Origin of the sequence: Pseudomonas mandelii (assembly GCF_002251635.1) — a bacterium.
Classification (GTDB): Bacteria; Pseudomonadota; Gammaproteobacteria; order Pseudomonadales; family Pseudomonadaceae; genus Aquipseudomonas; species Aquipseudomonas mandelii_B.
On record NZ_NMOJ01000035.1, the window covers coordinates 1 to 3843 of the forward strand.

4 protein-coding genes are annotated in these 3843 nt (G+C 60.7%); all 4 read left to right on the plus strand.

Features of this window, described 5'->3' with window-relative positions; genetic code table 11:
* Nucleotides 1-84: 84 nt before the first annotated feature.
* Entirely contained in the window at nucleotides 85-531 is a 447-nt protein-coding gene (locus B7L09_RS05535; protein WP_094468046.1) for an NUDIX hydrolase, read from the plus strand.
* Nucleotides 532-590: 59 nt separating this feature from the next.
* Nucleotides 591-1715, plus strand: coding sequence for a tRNA 2-thiouridine(34) synthase MnmA (gene mnmA / locus B7L09_RS05540; RefSeq protein WP_094468047.1), 1125 nt, complete (start codon nucleotides 591-593; stop codon nucleotides 1713-1715).
* Complete coding sequence (gene hflD, locus B7L09_RS05545; RefSeq protein WP_094468048.1) at nucleotides 1712-2335, plus strand: high frequency lysogenization protein HflD; 624 nt, start codon at nucleotides 1712-1714, stop codon at nucleotides 2333-2335. Before mnmA ends, hflD begins: the two co-directional genes overlap by 4 nt.
* 126 nt (nucleotides 2336-2461) lie before the next feature.
* On the plus strand, nucleotides 2462-3832 hold the full coding sequence (gene purB, locus B7L09_RS05550) for an adenylosuccinate lyase (protein ID WP_094468049.1): 1371 nt from the start codon (nucleotides 2462-2464) through the stop codon (nucleotides 3830-3832).
* The last annotated feature ends 11 nt before the right edge of the window (nucleotides 3833-3843 follow it).

Consider the following 3843-nt stretch of genomic DNA (forward strand, 5'->3'; position numbering starts at 1 on the left):
TGATGTCGACTGACCCACCGCTATCGCAGGCAAGCCAGCCCCCACAGGTCCTGTATTTCACTATTCAACATTTGAGGACGCTTCATGGACTGGAAACCCCACATCACCGTCGCCACCCTCGTCGAAGACAACGGCCGCTTCCTGATGGTCGAAGAACTCAAGGGCGGCCGCGCCGTGCTCAACCAGCCCGCCGGCCACCTGGACCCGAACGAAACCCTGACCGAAGCCGCCGTGCGCGAGACCCTCGAAGAAACCGGCTGGGACGTCGAAGCCACCGGCATTGTCGGGATTTACCTGTACACCGCCCCCAGCAACGGCGTGACCTACCAGCGCGTGTGCTTCACCGCCAAGNCCCTCAAACACCATCCCGACTATCAACTGGACGACGGCATCGTCGGCGCAAAATGGCTGACGCGTGACGAACTCATGGCACAGCGCGAAAACTGGCGCAGCGAACTGATCATCCGCTGTATCGATGATTATTTGGCCGGCCAGCGCCACAGTCTCGAATTGATCCGCCCTTCTCTTTAGCCTTGAGGGCTTGGGCCTGATAGAATCGCGTCCTTTTTCAAGACACCCGTTGAAACCCTATGCGTGATCCAGCCCCTTCTGACACACAAAAGAAGCGCGTCATCGTCGGCATGTCCGGCGGCGTGGATTCTTCCGTTTCCGCCGTTCTGCTCATGGAGCAGGGTTATGAGGTGGAAGGCCTGTTCATGAAGAACTGGGAAGAAGACGATGGAACGGAATACTGCACCGCCATGGACGACCTGGCGGACGCCCAGGCCGTGTGCGACAAGATCGGCATCAAGCTGCACACCGCCAACTTCGCCGCGGAGTACTGGGACAACGTGTTCGAGCACTTCCTGGCCGAATACAAGGCAGGCCGCACGCCGAACCCGGACATCCTGTGTAACCGCGAAATCAAGTTCAAGGCGTTCCTCGACTACGCCATGATCCTCGGCGCCGACCTGATCGCCACTGGCCACTATGTGCGCCGTCGCGACATCGAGGGTCACACCGAACTGCTTAAAGGCCTGGACCCGAACAAGGACCAGAGCTACTTCCTGCATGCCGTCGGCGGCGAACAGATCGCCAAGACCCTGTTCCCGGTAGGCGAGCTGGAAAAGCCCGAGGTGCGCAAGATTGCCGAGAAACACGGCCTGGCCACCGCCAAGAAAAAGGATTCCACCGGGATCTGCTTTATCGGTGAGCGCCGTTTCAGCGACTTTCTCAAGCAGTACCTGCCGGCGCAACCGGGCGAGATCAAAACCACCGAAGGTGAAGTCATCGGCCTTCACCATGGCCTGATGTACCACACCATCGGCCAGCGCCAGGGCCTGGGTATCGGCGGTTTGAAAGACGCCGGCGAAGAGCCGTGGTACGTGCTGATCAAGGATCTGGAGCACAACGTACTGATCGTCGGCCAGGGCAATGAACACCCACTGCTGTTCTCCGGCGCCCTGCTCGCTTCGGAGATCTACTGGGTCAACCCTGTCGACTTGAGCACTCCGCGCCGCCTGACCGCCAAAGTGCGCTATCGCCAGAGTGATCAGCCCTGCACCCTGGAAAAAACCGCCACCGGCTATCGCGCCACCTTTGATGACCCGCAACGCGCGGTCACTCCTGGCCAGTCCGTGGTGTTCTATGACGGCGAAATTTGCCTGGGCGGTGGCGTGATTGAAGTCGCCGAGCCNTGGAGCAGCAAGGCATGAACCCCACTCAGGAGCAACTGACGGCGCTGGGCGGCGTGTTTCTCGCCGCCGTCCTCGTCGACAAGATCGCCAAGACCGGCCAGGTCACCGAAGCCGGCCTGACCTGCATGCTCGGCAGCTTGCTGATCCGCGACCCCAAGGACACCCTGGAAGTCTATGGCGGTGACGATTTGGCGCTGCGCGAAGGTTATCGCGCGCTGATCGGCGCCCTGGAACGCGACCCGAGCACCCTGCAGCGCGAACCGCTGCGTTACGCCCTGGCCATGCTCGGCCTGGAGCGTCAGTTGGCCAAGCGCGANGACATGCTCGAAACCATCGGCAAACGCCTGCCGCAGATTCAGTCCCAGGTGGAACACTTCGGCCCGGCCCACGAAAACGTGATCGCCGCCTGCGGCGCGCTGTACCAGGACACCTTGAGCACCTTGCGCCAGCGAATCCAGGTCCACGGTGACATGCGCAACCTGCAGCAACCCAATAACGCGTCGAAAATCCGCGCCCTGCTCCTGGCCGGTATTCGCTCGGCACGGTTGTGGCGGCAATTGGGCGGCCATCGTTGGCAACTGGTGATCAGTCGTCGCAAGTTACTCAAAGAGCTTTACCCGCTGATGCGCAGCAGCTGAACCGCGCCCGCAACACTGCTTTAGATCTGTAACGCGTAATACGCCGGTCAGTTGGCAACGGACCGGCGGATTTTTTCATGTATGATACGCGCCCCATTTCGTTGCCCGACTGTCCGAGAACACCCCATGCAGCTCTCTTCGCTCACTGCGGTTTCCCCTGTTGACGGCCGCTACGCCGGCAAAACCCAGGCCCTGCGCCCTATTTTCAGCGAATACGGTTTGATCCGTGCTCGTGTCCTGGTTGAAGTGCGCTGGCTCCAGCGCCTGGCCGCTCACCCCGCCATCAGCGAAGTGCCGGCGTTTTCCGCCGAAGCCAACGCTGTACTGAACACCCTGGCGGAAAACTTCTCCCTGGAGCACGCCGAGCGTGTGAAAGAGATCGAGCGCACCACCAACCACGACGTCAAAGCCATTGAGTACCTGCTCAAAGAGCAAGCGGCCAAGCTGCCGGAACTGGCCCAGGTCAGCGAGTTCATCCACTTTGCCTGCACCAGCGAGGACATCAACAACCTGTCCCACGCCCTGATGCTGCGCGAAGGCCGTGATGACGTAATGCTGCCGCTGATGCGCCAGACCGCCAACGCTATCCGCGAACTGGCCATCCGTTTCGCCGACGTGCCAATGCTGTCGCGCACCCACGGTCAGCCGGCGTCGCCGACCACCCTGGGTAAAGAGCTGGCGAACGTGGTGTACCGCCTGGAGCGCCAGATCGCCCAAGTCGCCGCCGTGCCGCTGCTGGGCAAGATCAACGGTGCCGTAGGTAACTACAACGCGCACCTGTCGGCCTACCCCGAAATCGACTGGGAAGAAAACGCCCGCGCCTTCATCGAAGACGAACTGGGCCTGGGTTTCAACCCGTACACCACTCAGATCGAACCGCACGACTACATCGCCGAGCTGTTCGACGCCATTGCGCGCTTCAACACCATCCTGATCGACTTCGATCGCGATATCTGGGGCTACATTTCCCTGGGCTATTTCAAGCAGCGCACCATTGCCGGTGAAATCGGTTCCTCGACCATGCCGCACAAGGTCAACCCGATCGACTTCGAAAACTCCGAAGGCAACCTCGGTATCGCCAACGCGCTGTTCCAGCATTTGGCGAGCAAGCTGCCGATNTCCCGCTGGCAGCGCGACCTGACCGACTCCACCGTACTGCGCAACCTCGGCGTAGGCTTCGCCCACAGCGTGATCGCGTACGAAGCCAGCCTCAAAGGCATCAGCAAACTGGAACTCAACGCGCAGAAAATCGCCGCCGACCTGGATGCGTGCTGGGAAGTATTGGCCGAACCGATCCAGACCGTGATGCGCCGCTACAACATCGAAAACCCTTACGAAAAGCTGAAAGAATTGACGCGCGGCAAGGGCATCACCTCCGACGCGCTGCAAACTTTCATCGACGGCCTGGATATGCCTGCCGCCGCCAAGGCCGAGCTGAAATTGCTCACCCCGGCCAACTACATCGGCAACGCGGTGGCGCAAGCCAAGCGCATCTGATTTAGCGCAAG